This window comes from Pseudomonas sp. Marseille-Q5117, assembly GCF_946901175.1.
GTDB lineage: Bacteria > Pseudomonadota > Gammaproteobacteria > Pseudomonadales > Pseudomonadaceae > Aquipseudomonas > Aquipseudomonas iranensis.
In genome coordinates, this window is sequence record NZ_CAMPPP010000033.1 from 1 (window position 1) to 15,072 (window position 15,072).

Sequence of the window (15,072 nt, forward strand, 5' to 3'; positions counted from 1 at the left end):
ATTGAGCAACTGGCTGGCCGCGACCAGCCCGACGTGCTGGCCTTCATGCCAGAAATGCTGACGCCCCTCGACCTGCACGATGTCTTCGGGAGCCAGATCGCACATGCGTTCGATGTGCGCCAGCGGGAACGCGTAAGCCTCTTCACCGACTTCCACCACCAGACTGCGCACCACCGAAAGCGTCAACGGCACCTCCAAATGGAAACGACTGCCCTCGCCCGCCGTCTGCTCCAGCACCACAGCCCCACGCAATTGGCGGACCATGTGCTGAACAGCGTCCAGGCCGACGCCACGCCCGGACACTTCGGTAACCTTGTCGCGCAGGCTGAAGCCCGGCAGAAACAGGAAGGTCAGCAGTTCTTCTTCGCTCAATTGCGCTGCGGTTTCGGCTGGGGATAACTGCCGTTCGACGATGCTGCGGCGGACTTTTTCCAGATCGACGCCATTGCCGTCATCGCTCAATTCAAGCACCAGCAAACCGGCTTGATGGGAGGCGCGCAGGCGGATCAGGCCCTCTTCCGGCTTGCCCTTGAGCAGGCGTTGTTCCGGGGTTTCGATGCCGTGATCAACGGCGTTGCGCAGCAGATGAGTCAGCGGTGCTTCGAGCTTTTCCAGCACATCGCGGTCGACCTGGGTTTTCTCGCCTTCGATCTCCAGGCGCACTTGTTTGCCAAGGCTGCGCCCGAGGTCGCGAACCATGCGCGCCTGCCCGCTCAACACATCGGCGAACGGGCGCATGCGACAGGCCAGCGCGGTGTCATAGAGCACTTGTGCACGCTGGCTGGCCTGCCAGGCGAATTCGTCGAGTTCGGCGTTTTTCTCGCTGAGCAGTTGCTGCGACTCAGCGAGCAAACGTCGCGCATCTTCCAGCGACTCGAGCGCTTCCAGGCTCAGCGCATGCTCCTTCAGGTGCACATTGAGACTTTCCAGCGCGCGCAGACCGTTGTTCTGCATGCGTTTGAGGCGCTGCATGGTCGCCAGATGCGGCTTGAGACGCTGGGTTTCCACCAGCGATTTGCTCGACAGATCGAGCAGGCTGTTCAGGCGTTCGGCGGTGACGCGCAAGACGCGCTCGCCGCCTTCGGTGGTGCGTTTGTTTTTGCCCGGGGTCGGCTCGGCGGGCTCGTCCATGATCGGCGCTGTCGCTGTTGGCGCGGGCTCGATCTGCAACTCGGCCATCGGCGGCGTGGCAACCACAGCGGCTGGCGCCGACGGATCGAGCAAACGCCCCATCAGCGTCACGTAGGCTTCAATGTCCGCAGGTTGCGGCGCGTTGGCCGGCGTGGCGATGCGCATCAGCAGATCGGTGCCCTGCAACAACGCGTCGATGTGTTCGGGACGCAGCAACAAACGCCCTTCCTGAGCGCTGACCAGGCAATCTTCCATGACGTGGGCGACGCTGACGCCGCTGTCGATACCAACAATGCGCGCCGCACCTTTGAGCGAGTGCGCCGCGCGCATGCACGACTCCAACTGATCGGCCTGGGTCGGATTGCGCTCCAGCGCCAGCAGCCCGGCGCTGAGCACTTGGGTCTGGGCCTCGGCTTCGAGGCTGAACAGCTCGAGCAGGGAGGCATCGCGCATTTGCTCGGGGGTCATGTCAGGCTCCGGGTCACGGCGGACAACAGCTGTTCTTCGTCCAGCCAGCGCAGGCTGCGACCGCGATATTGCAGAACGCCTCGGGTGTATTTGGCACTGGCCTGCGCACCGGACTGCGACGCCGCGTCGAGGATGCGTTCGTCGATGGCATGAATGCCGTCGACCTCGTCTACCGGCACCACCACCGGCCCGCCATGGGCAGCGATGATCAGCATGCGCGGCATGACTCGCCCGCCGCTGGCCGGCGCAACGCTGCCGTCGAGGTCGAGCAGTTCCACCAGCGACAGGCACGCCACCAGCGCGCCGCGCACATTGGCCACGCCGAGCAAGGCCCGTGAGCGCTGGTGCGGCAGCGAATGTATCGCCTGCAACGGCGCAACTTCGACAAGCGTGCGCGTGGCCAGTCCGAGCCATTCCTCGCCGAGGCGAAACATCAGCAGCGAGCGGGTCTTGACGTCGATTTCGACTTTGCTGACCACTGCTTCGCGCTGGTCCTGCTGCAACGAATAACGGTCGAGCAGGCGTGTGGCGGCGGCGGAATACACCGAGCAGTTGCGGCAATGAATGTGTTCTTCCAGCAGTGGGCAGGATTTGTTGCCATGGATGCCGATGCGGTTCCAGCAATCGTCGATGGCGCGGGCGTCTTCGTGGGTAACGTTCAAGGTGTCGGACGCGTTCATCGTTTACGCTCACTGTCGGCGGTGCGCCCGCTGCGGGCGGCGCGCTCCTGCAATCGTCGGGCACCCGCCGTGTCGCCCTGGGCCTGCAGCAACGCCGCCAGGTGCATCAGCGCTTCGGGATGTTGCGGTTCGAGGTACAAGGCCTTGCGATAAAAACCCTGGGCCTCGAGGCTCAGGCCGGCGACATCGCTGAGCAGGCCGAGCCAGTAGAACACCTGCGCCACCGGCTCATGGCTGCGCAGATAGTGTTCGCACGCGGCACGGGCCTCGGCGCTTTTGCCTTCGTTGGCCAGTGCAGCGATTTGCGCCAGCAATGTCGCGGCGTCGGGGTTGGCAGTTTTTTTCGTTACCGGCAAAGGCGTCACGGCAGCGAACGGCCGATTGCGCACTGGCGCTGGCGGCGCGCTGCGCAATGGCTGGCTGACCGGCACGGCGACCAGTTTGGGTGTCGGCAGTGGTTCGGGGTGCGGCTCGCTATGACGGCTGAAAGCGAACGACTGCGGGATGCCGATCGAGCGCATGCCCAAACGCCCGAGCAGACTGCCCTCCGCCGGGCCGATAAACAGCACGCCGTCAACATGGGTCAGGCGCTTGAGCACTTCGAACACCTGCTTTTGCGTCGGCTGGTCGAAGTAGATCAGCAGGTTGCGGCAGAACACGAAATCGAAGGCTGGCTCGCTCGCAAACAGCGTCGGATCGAGGACATTGCCGACCTGCCAGCGCACTTGTTCGCGAACGTATTCGTTGACCCGGTGGCCGTCCTGCTCGGCAAAAAAATGTCGCTCGCGGTATTCCAGATCCTGACCGCGAAAGGAGTTCTTGCCATACACCGCACGCCGCGCCTTTTCCACCGAGAGCGGGCTGATGTCCATGCCGTCGACCTTGAACTGATGCGGCTGCAATCCGGCATCAAGCAAGGCCATGGCAATCGAGTAGGGTTCTTCGCCGGTCGAGCACGGCAGGCTCAGAATTCGCAACGCGCGCATATTGTTGAGTTCTTTAAGCCGACCTCGCGCCAGTTTGCCCAGCGTCGCGAAGGATTCCGGATACCGGAAAAACCACGTTTCCGGAACGATCACCGCTTCGATCAGCGCCTGCTGTTCATCCCGCGAGCCTTGCAACAGCTGCCAGTATTCGTCGGCGTGGGCGGCCTGGGACAGCGTGGTGCGCTGGCGCACGGCACGCTCGATGATCGCCGCGCCCACCGACGCGACATCAAGGCCGATGCGTTCCTTGAGGAAATCGAAAAAGCGCTGCTCACTGCTCATGGCTGCGCCTCAAGCTGCGCCGGATCACGCGGCGGATCACGCGGCGGATCGGGGAACAGCAAGCTGCACACGGCGTCATCGAGCAAGTCATTGACCCGCACCCATTGCAGCAATCCCTGCGCATCTTCGCGCACCGGGCCGAGGTACGGCGCCTCGCGGTTATCGAGGCCGTAGGGCTGGAAATCTTGCGGATGACAGCGCAGCGTGTCGGTGGCCTGCTCGAGAATCAGCCCGAGCCATTGCACTGCTTGCGCTTGATCCGGCTGATAATTGACCAGCACCAGCCGCGTGCTGGTGCGCGCCTCGGCGGGTCGGCCGAAAGTCAGCGCGCTGAGATCGATCACCGGCACCACCGCCCCGCGGTAGGCGAACACCCCGGCTACCCAGTGCGGCGCCCGGGCAATCGGTTTCAGCGGCAGGCGCGGCAGCACTTCGGCCACTTCGGTGGCGCGCAAGGCATAGCGCTCGCTGCCGATGCGAAACAGCAGAAACAGCGCCTGCTTCGCCACTGGCGCAGCGCCACGTTTGGCGATGATTTCGCTCATCAGACTTTGAATCGCGAAACGCCGCTGCGCAGGCCGACGGCCACCTGGCTCAGTTCGTCGATAGCGAAACTGGCCTGACGCAGCGACTCGACGGTCTGGCTGCTGGCATCGCCCAGCTGCACCAGCGCATGGTTGATCTGCTCGGCGCCAGTGGCCTGGGCCTGCATCCCTTCGTTGACCATCAGCACGCGCGGCGCCAGTGCCTGCACCTGATGGATGATCTGCGACAGCTGCTCGCCGACCTGCTGCACTTCCGACATGCCCCGGCGTACTTCTTCGGAAAACTTGTCCATGCCCATCACCCCGGCCGACACCGCCGACTGGATCTCGCGGACCATCTGTTCAATGTCGTAGGTGGCCACGGCGGTCTGATCGGCCAGACGCCGGACTTCGGTGGCGACCACGGCAAAACCGCGACCGTACTCGCCGGCCTTCTCGGCTTCGATCGCCGCGTTGAGCGACAGCAGGTTGGTCTGGTCAGCCACTTTGACGATGGTCACCACCACCTGATTGATGTTGCCGGCCTTCTCGTTGAGGATCGCCAGTTTGGCGTTGACCAGATCCGCCGCACCCATGACCGAGTGCATGGTGTCTTCCATGCGTGCCAGGCCTTGCTGGCCGGAGCCGGCGAGCACCGAGGCCTGATCGGCAGCGGTGGACACTTCGGTCATGGTGCGCACCAGATCCCGCGAGGTCGCGGCGATTTCGCGAGAGGTTGCGCCGATTTCGGTGGTGGTCGCTGCGGTTTCGGTGGCGGTGGCTTGTTGCTGCTTGGACGTGGCAGCGATTTCGGTCACCGAGGTGGTCACCTGCACCGAGGAGCGCTGGGCTTGGGATACCAGCGACGTCAGCTCGGTCATCATGTCGTTGAAGCCGGTTTCGACTGCGCCGAACTCGTCCTTGCGATCAAGGTTCAGGCGCGAACTCAGATCACCGGTGCGCATGATGTCGAGGATGGTCACGATGCGGTTCATCGGCGCCATGATCGCGCGCATCAGCAGCAGACCACATAGGCCGGCGGCCAGCACCGCGACCAGCAGGGAAATGACCATGCTGACTTTGGCCGTTGCCACCGCGTCGTCGATGTTGGCCATGGCGGTATCGGCAACAACTTTGTTCTCGCCAATGATGTCGTTGAGCTTCATGCGTCCGGTGTACCACGCCGGGGTCAGCTTCTCGTTGAACAGCTTGATGGCATCGGCTTCCAGATTGCGCTTGTGCAGGTCCAGCACGGCATCCTGAATCTGCATGTAGGTATCGTGGTACTTCTCGAACAGGGCGAATTCGGAACGGTCTTCATCGGTGGCCATGGTCTTGCGATAGCTGGCCATATGTTCTTGCAGACGCGCCTCGAACGCCTTGTAGTCGGCAGCGTCTTCACTGGAAACGCCCTGGCCTTCCTTGAGGCCGAGCAGTTTTTGGGTCTGCAAATAACTGTCGACCCAAGCGCCGCGAATCATCGAGCTGTAATAGACGCCGGGGATGGCATCGTCGCGCACGCTGTTTTCACTGGCCTCGATCTTCAGCAACCGCGAGTAGGACAGCACCACCATCAACAGCATGATGGCGATAATCACCGCAAAGCTCGCCAAAATGCGTTGGCGCAACGTCCAGTTCTTCACAGTGAATCCTCGTGCCTGATCGAAATGCGGGGAGTATAGCCGAGCGCGGTGTTTCATTTATAAGACGCTTTCGCTGGCAGCACTGTCCCTGTGGGAGCGAGCCTGCTCGCGAAGCAGTCACCTCGGTCCCGGCAAATCGCCAACTGCGCAAGAAGTTGCGCAGTAGCCCGTAATATTTCAGGGCCTGAATCCCCTGTAGCCCAAGCGGTGCAAGGCCTGCAGCCAAGTGCGCAAGAAGTTGCGCAGTACTGCGCAACTTCTTGCGCACTTTCTCCCGACTTGCCCGCTGAAAATCGCCCCGAATGATCACCGACTACCGTGGCGCCCCCGCCATCCGGGCACCTCACAAAACCTGGCACGCTCCTTGATAACCCTCAGCCACCCACCGGGCGATTTCGCCTCCGGGCACCCTAACTTTATCCGCAAGGAGAGCACCCCATGGCAACACCAGCGTACATGTCGGTTACCGGCGAAAAACAAGGCCTGATCACTGCCGGCGCTTTCACCGCCGACTCCGTTGGCAACACTTACCAGGAAGGCCACGAAGACCAGGTCATGGTTCAGGCTTTCACCCACGACGTGATCATCCCGCGTGACCCGCAATCCGGTCAGCCAACCGGTCAGCGCGTACACAAGCCAGTTGTGATCACCAAGGTCTACGACAAGGCTTCGCCACTGCTGCAAGCAGCTCTGACTTCCGGCGAGCGCATGAGCGAAATCGTTATCCAGTGGTACCGCACTTCGGCCCAAGGCACCCAAGAGCACTACTACACCACCAAACTGGAAGACGCGATCATCGTCGCCATCAACAACAAAATGCACAACTGCCAGGATCCAGGCAACGCGCACTTCACCCACCTGGAAGAAGTGCAGTTCACCTACCGCAAAATCACCTGGACCCACGAAGTATCCGGTACTTCGGGTTCCGATGACTGGCGTGCTCCAGTCGTTTAATTACGGCTGACCGTTACACGCATCGGCCAGCTCTGCTGGTCGATGTTGTTTACGCCCCTCCAGAATTTCGCGTACGTTGAGCCGCTTTTTTGCGGTCGTCGACGAGCGCCGCTGTACAGCACGAGGAACAAGGGATGTTCGCGCCGGCCAATGAAACCCACTTTGCCCTGACCATCGAAGGGCTTTCCGCCGACTTTCAGGTGTTTACCCTCACCGGCCGGGAAGCCATCAGCCAGCCTTTTGTCTTTGAGGTGGAGCTGGTCAGTGAGCAGCCGTCGCTGGACCTCGAAACCCTGCTGCACAAACCGGCCTTTCTGCAGCTGTCGCCTGACGGTAGCGGCATTCACGGGCAGATCTACCGCGCCGCGCAAGGCGATTCCGGCAAGCGCCTGACCCGTTATTCTGTAACGCTGCGCCCACAACTGGCGTATCTGGCGCACCGCATCAACCAGCGCATATTCCAGAACCTCAGCGTGCCGAAGATCATCGGCATGGTGCTGGAAGAGCATGGCATTCAAGGCAACGCCTACGAATTCAAGACCGGTTCGATCTATCCTGAACGCATCTACTGCGTGCAATACGATGAGTCAGATCTGCATTTCATCCAGCGCCTGTGCGAAGAGGAAGGCATTCATTTCCACTTCCAGCACAGCGCCACCGCGCACAAGTTGGTGTTCGGCGACGACCAGACGGTGTTCCCGAAACTGGCCCCTGTGCCCTATCAGCAAGACTCCGGCATGGTCGCCAGCAACCCGGTGATCAAGCGCTTCGACCTGCGCCTGGAAACCCGCACCAGCCGCACCACCCGCCGCGACTACGACTTCGAAAAACCGCGCCTGACCCTGGAAAGCGAAAACCGTGGCGACGCCCTGCCAGACCTCGAAGACTACGATTACCCGGGCCGCTTCATCGACCGCGAGCGCGGCAAGCATTTGGCCAAACGCGCCCTCGAACGCCATCGCAGCGACTTCCAGCTCGCCGAAGGCAAGAGTGATCAGCCACTGCTGGTCAGCGGCCACTTTCTCGCTCTGACCGAACACCCGAAAGCCAAGTGGAACGACCTCTGGCTGCTCACCGAAGTCCTGCACGAAGGCAAGCAGCCGCAAGTGCTCGAGGAGTCGGTGACCAGCGACACCACCGCGCTGAAAGACGATTTCCATCAGGGCTACCGCAACCGCTTCCAGGCCACGCCGTGGGACGTGCCCAACCGTCCACCGCTACGCCACCCGAAACCGCGCATCCTCGGCAGCCAAAGCGCGGTGGTCACCGGCCCGAAAGGCGAAGAAATCCACTGTGACGAATACGGCCGGGTCAAAGTCCAGTTCCATTGGGACCGCGAAGGCCAGGCCGACGACAAGACCAGCTGCTGGCTGCGCGTCTCCAGCGCCTGGGCCGGCGCCCAGTACGGCGGCATCGCCATCCCGCGCATCGGCATGGAAGTGCTGGTCACCTTCCTTGAAGGCGACCCCGATCAGCCACTGATCAGCGGCTGCCTGTACCACAAGGAAAACACCGTCCCCTATCCACTGCCGGCGAACAAGACCCGCAGCACCTTCAAGACCCTGAGCTCCATGGGCGGTGGTGGCTACAACGAACTGCGCATCGAAGACAAAAAAGGTCAGGAACAGATCTACCTGCACGCCCAGCGCGACTGGGACGAAAACATCGAGCACGACCAGAAAATCCGCGTCGGCAACGAACGCCACGACACCGTCGAGCAAAACAGCTACACGGAGTTCAAAGCCGAAGAACACCACACCGTCTACGCCGACCGCAAAGTCGAAACCCGCGCCAACGACCACCTCACCGTCGGCGTCAACCAGCACATCAAGATCGGCACCGGACAGTTCATCGACGCCGGGCAAGAAATCCACCTGAGCAGCGGCATGAAAGTGGTGATGGAAGCCGGTGCGGAGCTGACCCTGGTCGGCGGCGGCAGCTTCATCAAGATCGATGCTGGCGGCGTGACCATGAGCGGGCCGGTGATCAACATGAATTCCGGTGGCAGCCCTGGCAGTGGGACTGGTGCTGCGCCCTTGATGCCCGGCGTGTTGAAACAAGCGGATGCCGACAAGGCCGGCCAAGTCCTGACCCCGGCGCAGATCAACACCCTCAAACGTAACGCGCCGTTCTGTGAAGAATGCGAAAAATGCAAGGCAGGTGCCTGTGCCATCTGAACCAATCACCCCCAAGGACTGGCTGGCGCAACAGCCGCTGCAAAGCGGCGAGCGCCTGTACCTGATCGTCAGCGCGGCCAGCGATGCCGACGCCCTGAAAACCCTGTACCTCACCGAACCCACCGCCCAGCTCATTCCGATCTGGGGCGGCACGCCCTACTCCACCTGGCAACCGGTGATGCCCTACCTCACCGAACTCAAAGCCAACTCCGCCTTCCTGCCATGGATCGCCGAAACCGACGCCCTCGACTGGGGCTGGCTGGCGGTATCGCGTTCAGAACCGAACGAAGTGTTCGAGCATCTGCGCAGCCTGACGCAGGTAAAAATGCCGGATGGCACAGAGGTGTTTTTCCGGTTTTGGGATGGGCGGCATATTTATCCGATTCTGCGGGGGCTTGGGGAGAAGGCTGGAGAAGTGCTGCCGGTGTTTGAGCGGTATCTGATCAATGGGCAGGCGCTGGAAGTGGGCACGCGGGTGGTGCCGAAGGTGCGGGACTGGCCGTGGTGGGAGGTGCCGAAGGGGTTGTTGGAAGGGTTGAGCAAGGACAATCCGGCGACGCTGGTCAGCAACCTGATGCAATGGCTGGAAGAAGACCGCCCGGACCTCTACACCGCGTGGCCCGAGAACAATCTGAAGCTGAAAATCACCCGCTTCGTGCGCCGCCCGGATGCGCCGCAAAATCTTAAAGAAGCATTGATAAACCACCTGATTCTGGAGCAAGGCTGATGGATCGCGTTGCCTTTGTTGACAACCAACTGAACACCTTCAAGGACAGTCTGAAGCTGTATCAGGAACAAACCAAAACCTGGTATGCACAGGCCCTCGACAAGGGTAGCCGTGCCGCTGACATGCCGTCTTTGTTGGGTATGGAGCGTGTCATCAAGGTGGGCAACACCAGTAAAGCGGTGAGCATGACCGACGGTAACTTCACCTCGAACGTAGCTCAATGTCCGCTCAAAGGTCCGTTGCTGATCGAGAGCAAATTCGAATCGGTTTACGACATTCCGGTTGGTGATATCGAAGTCGAAATCGTTGCTGTGGACGGTGGCGCAGTCAGCAAGGTCAAACTCGACGCCCAAGGCAAAGCCGAATGGACCGGCGGTGTGCCCGGCAAGTTCTACACGATTCGCGTCCATAACGAAGTGACCCCGGCGCAGATCGACGCCCTCTTCAGTTCTTACAGCGGCGTGACTGCGGACCTTGAAGGTTTCCTGCGCAAGGAATGGGCCGGCTTCAAACCGCAATGGTCGAATCTTTCGACCTCCGGCACAGCCATGGCCATCGGCAACGGCATTCTTGAAGGTGGCTGGGAAGCGATCAAGGGCGTGTGGGACGGCATCAGTCTCGTGCTCGACATCCTCCAGGACCCAGGAAAGTTTGCGAAAGATCTCGGCGCTGGCGCAGACGAGCTGATCAAAGTCGCCAAAAGCTCGCCGGACATCATGAAAAAGGCCATGTTGCTGGCCAGTGACGAAGCGGCTTTGTTTTTGCTGGTGCGCAGTGCGGTGATCTGGCTGGCGGGCTTGCCGCCGATGAAGATGGCGGGCGATGTAGCGAAGATGACCACGGCCATTGTCGTTGGCATTGCGATCGACATCGTGATCGGCGTGGTATTGACCATCGCGGCAGAAGGTACCGGCGTCATCTACCTTGCGGCCCGACTCAAGAAGTACGGAGAGCTTGTCATCAAGGCTGTGATCGGCTTCGTGAAGTCGGTGTTCAAGATCATCAACGGCTTTATGGAGTATGTCGCCAAGTACACCGCAGTGGCGGCCCGAGGGGTGACGGCGAAGGTCAGGAACGGGATTTCCGAGTTGCGTTTTGATGGGAAGCGTGTGACCACCGTCGAAACCCCGAAAACCCGGCACGATGCCCCTGCACAATCCAAGACCCCAGATGAAAAAAGCGCAACTTGCGCAAAGAACACTTGCACTAACGGCTGCCCGGTCTCCATGGTCACTGGCGAAGAGCTGCTGACGCTGACCGATGGAGAGCTCGGAGGGCCTGCACCATTTAGCTGGACTCGTCTCTATCGGACCAGCGCAGCGGAAATCGATTGTGGGCTGGGTTTTGGCTGGAGCCACGCGTTAGCCCAACGGATAGAAATCAACGCCGATGAAGTGGTATGGACTGATCATGAAAACCGGGTGATCACCTTCCCACTTCCAAGCATTCAACGCCCGGCGATAACCAATAGCCTCTCGGAAGCAGCCATCTTCATCGGGGACGATCCTTCAGAACTTATTCTCACTCAGGCTGGCGAGCATGCTCAGTTCTATCACTTCCGCTACGATCGCAAAGGCGCAACACTGATAGCCATCAGTGACAAATACGACAACCGCCTTCATGTCACGCGCGATATTCACGGTCGGATCAAACGTATCGACAATGGTGCCGGTCGTGCCCTGCTGTTGCGCTACGACCGTAAACACATTGTGGCAGTCGACTATCAACAGTTCACACCCGCAGACAATCTGGAAGATGTATGGACCACTGTCCAGACGATCATCAGTTATGCCTACGATTCGCAACATCGCTTGATTGAAGCGAAAAACGCCGCCGGAGAAGCCGAGCGTTACGCCTATAACGATCAAAACGTCATTCTCGAGCGCCGTTTAGCCGGAGGTGCCAGTTTCTATTGGGAATGGGAAAAAGAGGGCAAATCTGCACGCTGTATTCATCACTGGGCGAACTTCTCGCAGATGGATACTCGCTATGTTTGGGATGATAAAGGAAGCGTTACTGTCACGAACGCAGACGGTAGCGAAGAGATATACACCCACGACGACCAGGCCCGACTGGTTGCTCAAATTGATCCGGACGGAGCCGAAAATCTCAAAGCATATGACGATAAGGGACGCTTGGTTGCAGAGCAAAATCCGCTCGGAGCTATCACCGAATACCGATACAACGAATCAGGGCATCTGGTCGCGGTCATACCTCCAGAAGACGAACCAACGGGCTACGAATATAGCCGTGGGTTCGTAAGTAAGGTCGTTCGCGGTAAAGCAGTCTGGAAATATCAGCGCAATAATCAAGGCGATATCACCCAGCAGACAGATCCGGACGGCAACACCACCTACTACAGCTATGACCGTCGGGGGCGTTTGCAGGAAATCGGCCTGCCCGATGGCAGCCGGCACCGGTTGGGCTGGAATAGTCTCGGCCAGCTACTGGAAGAGCGCCTGCCTGATGGTAGTCAGCGCAAATACCGTTACGACGCACTCGGCCGGCAGATCATACGTCAGGACGAAAACGGCGCCATCACGCACTTCCAATGGGATGCCGCGAATCGCCTGGCACAAATTACTTTGCCCGGTGGAGCAACACGGGCATTTACATACAACGCATACGGTCGAGTCACCGCCGAACGCGACGAGCTCGGCCGCATCACCCGCTACGAATACGCCGATAATCTGCACCTCGTCAGCCGCCGCATCAATCCCGACGGCAGCCAACTGCGCTATCGCTACGACAACTCGCGCCTGCTGCTCACTGAAATTGAAAACGAGCGTGGCGAGCACTACCACCTCGAATACTACGCCAACGGCCTGATCCAGCAGGAAACCGGCTTCGACGGCCGACGCACCGCGTACGAGTACGACCTGAACGGCCAACTGCTTAAGAAAACCGAGTTCGGCGATGACGGTAGCGAACTGACCACCGAATATCAGCGGGATGCCGCTGGCCGTTTGCTGGTCAAGACGCTGCCCGATGGCGAAGAGATTCATTACAGCTACGACGCGCTTGGTCGCCTCGTTAACGTTGACGACGGCCATTGGCCGCTCGCCTACAAATACGATCTCCAAGACCGACTCATCGAGGAGCACCAAGGCTGGGGCACTCTGCGCTACGAATACGACAGCGTCGGTCAGCTCAAGCACTGCCGCTTGCCCGATGGCAGCAAACTCGATTACCGCCACCAGCCTGGCGGGCAACTCACCAGCATCGACCTCAACGGTTCTCGCCTGACCTCTCATCAGTTCAACGCCGGTCGAGAGCAACAGCGCCAACAAGGTCTGCTGCTTAGCCAATACCAATACGATGAACAGGGACGTCTGCAAGCGCACAGCGTTAGCCAACGGGACAAGCACCTGTTCCAGCGTCGCTACAACTACGACTCCAACGGCAACCTCGCCGGAATCGACGACAGCCGCAAAGGCAACCGCAGCTATCACTACGACCCGCTGGATCGCCTGATCAGCGTGCGCGGCGCCATGCCAGAGAGCTTCGCCCATGACCCGGCAGGCAACCTCCTCGGACAAAATGACCTGCCCGTTGCGAATCTCGCCAACGTCAAAGGCAATCGCCTGCTCATGCAAGGCGACCGCCACTACGATTACGACGCCTATGGCAACCTGACCCGTGAAAGTCGCGGCACCGGACAAAAACTCGTCACCGAATACCGCTACGATTGCCAACACCGCTTGATCGGCGTCAGCCTCCCAGGCGGCAGCACCGCCACCTACAAATACGACGCCTTTGGCCGCCGCATCGAGAAAACCGTCGACGGCCATACCACTGAATTCCTCTGGCAAGGCGAACGATTCATCGCCGAAAGCGCACAAAATCGTTATCGCAGCTACATCTACGAACCGGGCACCTTCCGCCCGTTGGCAATGCTCGACGGCGAAGGCCCACTAAAAGCAGCACCGTTCTATTACCAACTCGACCACCTCGGCACACCGCAGGAACTCACCGATTACAGCGGCGAGATCATGTGGTCAGCGAAGCACCGCGCCTACGGTAACCTCGCGGCGCTGGACGTCAGCGAAATCGATAATCCGCTGCGTTTTCAAGGGCAGTATTTCGACGCCGAGACAGGGTTACATTACAACCGCCACCGCTACTACAATCCGGGGACTGGCCGGTTCTTGACGCCGGATCCGATCAAGCTTGCGGGCGGGTTGAATAGCTACCAGTACGTGCCTAACCCTACGGGGTGGGTGGATCCCCTAGGGTTGAATACTTGTCCAGGCGGAGATAAATGCGTTCCGGGGCAAAGCGCTGAAATACCTGAAGGAAAAGCCAGGGTAAGCGATGGAGCCCCGCCTCCTCCCGACGTTCAATGGACAAATCATGGCAATAAACATGTGGCGCCTAAGGCTCCCTGGCCATCGGTTGTAAAATCGACCGCTAATGGAGGTGCAGCTAAATATCTACCCGGCACGGACATTGAAGCGTTAGAGCGGCACGCGTTTGCAAATGGTCAAGATGTTAACAACGGAAAACCATGGAAAGTAATTGACATGGGAAAAACCATAGGCGCCAATGACGGAAAAGAAACTCAGTACATGAGAGTGGAGTTAAGTGCAAACACAATACATGGACATCCAATATCAGAAGAATCGTTTAGAAAACTAACGAAAAAGAAGAAATGATTTATGAATCTTGAAAACATAAAGAAATTTGGCGGCAAGATAACTTTTGACGAAATATCCAGCCTAGCCGGATCGGATATTGCGCTCATTACAAATGAATTAAGGGAGGATCTTTTGCAAGCGCTACTCCCGCACGAGCAAATAATAGACATTGGCTGGTATCCCGAATTCAGTGAACACGGCGCCTTCAGAATCTCATTAATCGCAAATCAAAATTGGGCATCGCCTATATACACCGAAACGGCCAAAACCTGGGCCGATCTTGAAAAAGCGTTAGATCATACATTGAATAAAGTAAAAATTTAATGGATCGACGAGCTCGCGTTGACTAGCCAGCGTCGACGACGGTCGTTAGCCTTTCGCCTATAAACATGACTTGCAGACCAACTCATCGAGGAACACCAAGTCTGGGGCACCTTGCGCTACGAATACGACAACGTCGGCCAGCTCAGCCACTGCCGTCTGCCGGATGGCTGCACGCTCGATTACCGTCATTTGTCCGGTGGACGCCTGAGCAGCATCGACCTCAACGGCTCTCGCCTGACCAGCCACCAGTTCAACGCCGGTCGCGAGCAACAACGCCAACAAGGCTTGCTGCTTAGCCAATACCAATACGATGAACAGGGCCGACTACAGGCCCACAGCGTCAGCCAACGGGACAAGCACCTGTTCCAGCGTCGCTACAACTACGATGCCAACGGCAACCTCGCCGGTATTAACGACAGCCGCAAAGGCAACCGCAGCTATCACTACGATCCACTCGACCGACTGATCAGCGTACGCGGCGCCATGCCAGAGAGCTTCGCTCACGACCCGGCAGGCAACCTCCTCGGACAAAATGACCT

General features: G+C 59.4%; 10 protein-coding genes and 1 pseudogene. 6 read left to right on the forward strand and 5 right to left on the reverse strand.

The annotated features are described in order from the left end of the window. The 5 genes from OC605_RS27845 to OC605_RS27865 all read right to left on the reverse strand — a co-directional run. Positions 1–1,599 (reverse strand): chemotaxis protein CheA (locus OC605_RS27845; protein WP_262140491.1); only part of this gene is annotated, 1,599 nt, incomplete at its 3' end. After that, positions 1,596–2,279, reverse strand: coding sequence for a chemotaxis protein CheW (locus OC605_RS27850; RefSeq protein ID WP_262140492.1), 684 nt, complete (start codon positions 2,277–2,279; stop codon positions 1,596–1,598). The genes OC605_RS27845 and OC605_RS27850, both read right to left, overlap by 4 nt. Continuing rightward, positions 2,276–3,547 (reverse strand): CheR family methyltransferase, encoded by a 1,272-nt coding sequence (locus OC605_RS27855; protein ID WP_262140494.1) that lies wholly within the window; start codon positions 3,545–3,547, stop codon positions 2,276–2,278. The genes OC605_RS27850 and OC605_RS27855 overlap by 4 nt, the downstream gene beginning before the upstream one ends. Next, the gene (locus tag OC605_RS27860; protein ID WP_262140495.1) at positions 3,544–4,092 is read right to left on the reverse strand and encodes a chemotaxis protein CheW; all 549 of its coding nucleotides are present in this window, start codon (positions 4,090–4,092) and stop codon (positions 3,544–3,546) included. The genes OC605_RS27855 and OC605_RS27860 overlap by 4 nt, the downstream gene beginning before the upstream one ends. Beyond that, entirely contained in the window at positions 4,092–5,714 is a 1,623-nt protein-coding gene (locus OC605_RS27865) for a methyl-accepting chemotaxis protein (RefSeq protein WP_133334930.1), read from the reverse strand. The genes OC605_RS27860 and OC605_RS27865 overlap by 1 nt, the downstream gene beginning before the upstream one ends. 438 nt (positions 5,715–6,152) lie before the next feature. Between OC605_RS27865 and OC605_RS27870 the strand changes: the two genes are divergently transcribed. The 6 genes and pseudogenes from OC605_RS27870 to OC605_RS27895 all read left to right on the forward strand — a co-directional run. After that, positions 6,153–6,668: an Hcp family type VI secretion system effector gene (locus tag OC605_RS27870; protein WP_007949952.1), complete on the forward strand. Its 516-nt coding sequence runs from the start codon at positions 6,153–6,155 to the stop codon at positions 6,666–6,668. Between the two features lie 134 nt (positions 6,669–6,802). After that, on the forward strand, positions 6,803–8,845 hold the full coding sequence (tssI, locus tag OC605_RS27875; protein WP_125918680.1) for a type VI secretion system tip protein TssI/VgrG: 2,043 nt from the start codon (positions 6,803–6,805) through the stop codon (positions 8,843–8,845). Beyond that, the gene (locus OC605_RS27880; protein WP_016771514.1) at positions 8,835–9,572 is read left to right on the forward strand and encodes a DUF4123 domain-containing protein; all 738 of its coding nucleotides are present in this window, start codon (positions 8,835–8,837) and stop codon (positions 9,570–9,572) included. Before tssI ends, OC605_RS27880 begins: the two co-directional genes overlap by 11 nt. After that, positions 9,572–14,227, forward strand: a complete 4,656-nt coding sequence (locus OC605_RS27885; protein WP_262140496.1) for an RHS repeat protein — start codon at positions 9,572–9,574, stop codon at positions 14,225–14,227. The genes OC605_RS27880 and OC605_RS27885 overlap by 1 nt, the downstream gene beginning before the upstream one ends. A gap of 3 nt (positions 14,228–14,230) precedes the next feature. Further along, positions 14,231–14,533 (forward strand): hypothetical protein, encoded by a 303-nt coding sequence (locus OC605_RS27890; protein ID WP_262140497.1) that lies wholly within the window; start codon positions 14,231–14,233, stop codon positions 14,531–14,533. A gap of 22 nt (positions 14,534–14,555) precedes the next feature. After that, positions 14,556–15,072, forward strand: a pseudogene (locus tag OC605_RS27895) (RHS repeat domain-containing protein); the annotation flags it as partial.

Bases quoted from the DNA above. Each gene is read 5' to 3' on its own strand.
- OC605_RS27850 (WP_262140492.1), bottom strand. From the start codon at position 2,279: ATGAACGCGTCCGACACCTTGAACGTTACCCACGAAGACGCCCGCGCC.
- OC605_RS27855 (WP_262140494.1), bottom strand. From the start codon at position 3,547: ATGAGCAGTGAGCAGCGCTTTTTCGATTTCCTCAAGGAACGCATCGGC.
- OC605_RS27860 (WP_262140495.1), bottom strand. From the start codon at position 4,092: ATGAGCGAAATCATCGCCAAACGTGGCGCTGCGCCAGTGGCGAAGCAG.
- OC605_RS27870 (WP_007949952.1), top strand. From the start codon at position 6,153: ATGGCAACACCAGCGTACATGTCGGTTACCGGCGAAAAACAAGGCCTG.
- tssI (WP_125918680.1), top strand. From the start codon at position 6,803: ATGTTCGCGCCGGCCAATGAAACCCACTTTGCCCTGACCATCGAAGGG.
- OC605_RS27885 (WP_262140496.1), top strand. From the start codon at position 9,572: ATGGATCGCGTTGCCTTTGTTGACAACCAACTGAACACCTTCAAGGAC.
- OC605_RS27890 (WP_262140497.1), top strand. From the start codon at position 14,231: ATGAATCTTGAAAACATAAAGAAATTTGGCGGCAAGATAACTTTTGAC.